Raw genomic sequence first — 1,817 nt, 5'->3', positions numbered from 1 at the left:
CGCTATTCAGCATTCCAACTGTTTTCCAAGGGGCTCACCCAGGAAGGCTGGCCCGAAGTCTGGTCCCAGCCCGAGATGAAAAGCAGCTACGATGTGGTGATTATCGGTGGCGGTCTCCACGGCCTGGCCACCGCATACTATCTGGCGAAAAACCACGGCATCACCAACATCGCGGTGATCGAAAAAGGCTATATCGGAGGCGGCGGTTCCGGCCGAAACACCTCAATTCTGCGTTCCAACTACCTGACCCCCGATGGCGTGCGATTCTACGACCGTTCCCTGAAACTCTATGAAGAGCTTTCCGGGGAACTGAACTTCAACCTGATGTTTGCTCAGATGGGCCACATGTCGTTGGCGCACGACGACGGCGGTATGCGCACCATGCGCTGGCGTGCCGAAGTCAACAAAGCCCAGGGAGTGGACTCTGAAGTCATCGGGCCCAAAGAAGTCGAAGAACTGGTCCCCTACATCGACGTTTCCAAAGACACCCGGTATCCGGTACTGGGTGCGCTCTACCACCCACCGGGCGGTACCATCCGACACGATGCTGTGGTGTGGGGTTATGCCCGGGCCGCACACGAAATGGGCGTGCACGTTATTCAGCACACCGAAGTCACCGGCATTGACGTCGAAGGCGGCAAAGTCACCGGGGTGCAGACCTCACAGGGGCGCATCGCCACCGAGACTGCGGTCAACTGTACCGCTGGTTGGGCTTCACTGATTTCCGATATGGCCGGTGTGCGTATGCCGGTTACCACGTCGCCGCTGCAGGCGGCAGTCACCGAACCGGTCAAGCCGTTCTTGGGCACCGTCGTGGTCTCGGGAACCCTGCACGTGTATGTGAGCCAAACCGACCGCGGTGAACTCGTATTCGGTGCCAGTGTCGATCCATTTACATCGTATTCGATGCGCGGCACCCTGGAGTTCGTCGAAGGTCTGGCCACCAACGTGCTGAGCCTCATGCCGTCGTTGTCTAAAATGCGACTGCTGCGCCAGTGGGCGGGCCTGTGTGACATGACTCCGGACTACTCCCCCATCATGGGCGGGACCGAGGTCGATGGCTTCTATGTAGACGTCGGATGGGGTACCTACGGCTTCAAGGCCGGGCCAGTCGCCGGGGAATCCATGGCGGCACTGATCGCCACCGAGAAAACCCCGGAACTGATCAAAGGCTTTGGCATGGAGCGCTTCTCGACCGGCCAGCTGGTCGGCGAAAAAGGCGCCGCCGCGGTAGGTCACTAAACCCGTCTCACCTCAAGGAGCTTCACTATGATGCAAATTAACTGCCCGTGGTGCGGACTACGCAATGCCACGGAATTCAAACAACACGGCGAAAAACCGCCACGTCCAGATGTCGCCACCACCACGATGGAACAGTGGCACGACTACCTCTACTTCCGCAGCAACCACTGGGGCGTTGTGAAAGAAATGTGGTTCCACTCGGCAGGCTGCCGACAATTCTTCACCCTGCACCGCGACACCTTTGCCAATAAAGCCATCCGTTCCGAAGGAGACCCTCGATGACATCCTCTGAACACAACAACCAGCCGCAGCGCCTGCCAACCCAGCCCAACGAGGTGATTGATCGTTCCAAGCGCGTCACCTTTACCTGGAACGGCAAGTCCTACTTTGGCTATGAGGGTGACTCAGTGGTTTCGGCACTAGCTGCCGCCGGAGAACGCGTCTTTTCGCGCAGTATGAAATTGCACAGCCCCCGCGGTGTGCTCACCGGTTCGCTGCACGATCCGGGCACGATCATGCAGATCGATGACGAACCCAACGTGCGTGGCGCACACCGACGCATTGCAAACGGCATG

At 58.9% G+C, this 1,817-nt stretch carries 3 protein-coding genes; all 3 read left to right on the top strand.

Translation table 11 applies throughout. The features are described 5' to 3' along the window. The coding region (locus L0H14_RS12460; protein ID WP_301421995.1) for an FAD-dependent oxidoreductase at positions 1-1,242 on the top strand (1,242 nt) is incomplete at its 5' end. A gap of 27 nt (positions 1,243-1,269) precedes the next feature. Next, positions 1,270-1,524 carry a sarcosine oxidase subunit delta gene (locus L0H14_RS12455; protein WP_022869604.1) on the top strand — a complete coding sequence of 85 codons (255 nt, stop codon included), beginning with the start codon at positions 1,270-1,272 and terminating at the stop codon, positions 1,522-1,524. Further along, positions 1,521-1,817, top strand: a 297-nt coding sequence (locus tag L0H14_RS12450; protein ID WP_301421994.1) for a (2Fe-2S)-binding protein, incomplete at its 3' end; no start/stop codon positions are given. The genes L0H14_RS12455 and L0H14_RS12450, both read left to right, overlap by 4 nt.

It is taken from the genome of Yaniella sp. (assembly GCF_030453185.1).
Lineage (GTDB): Bacteria > Actinomycetota > Actinomycetes > Actinomycetales > Micrococcaceae > Yaniella.
The sequence above is the reverse complement of the archived record's forward strand: the minus strand, read 5'-3'. Positions and strand labels throughout refer to the sequence as shown.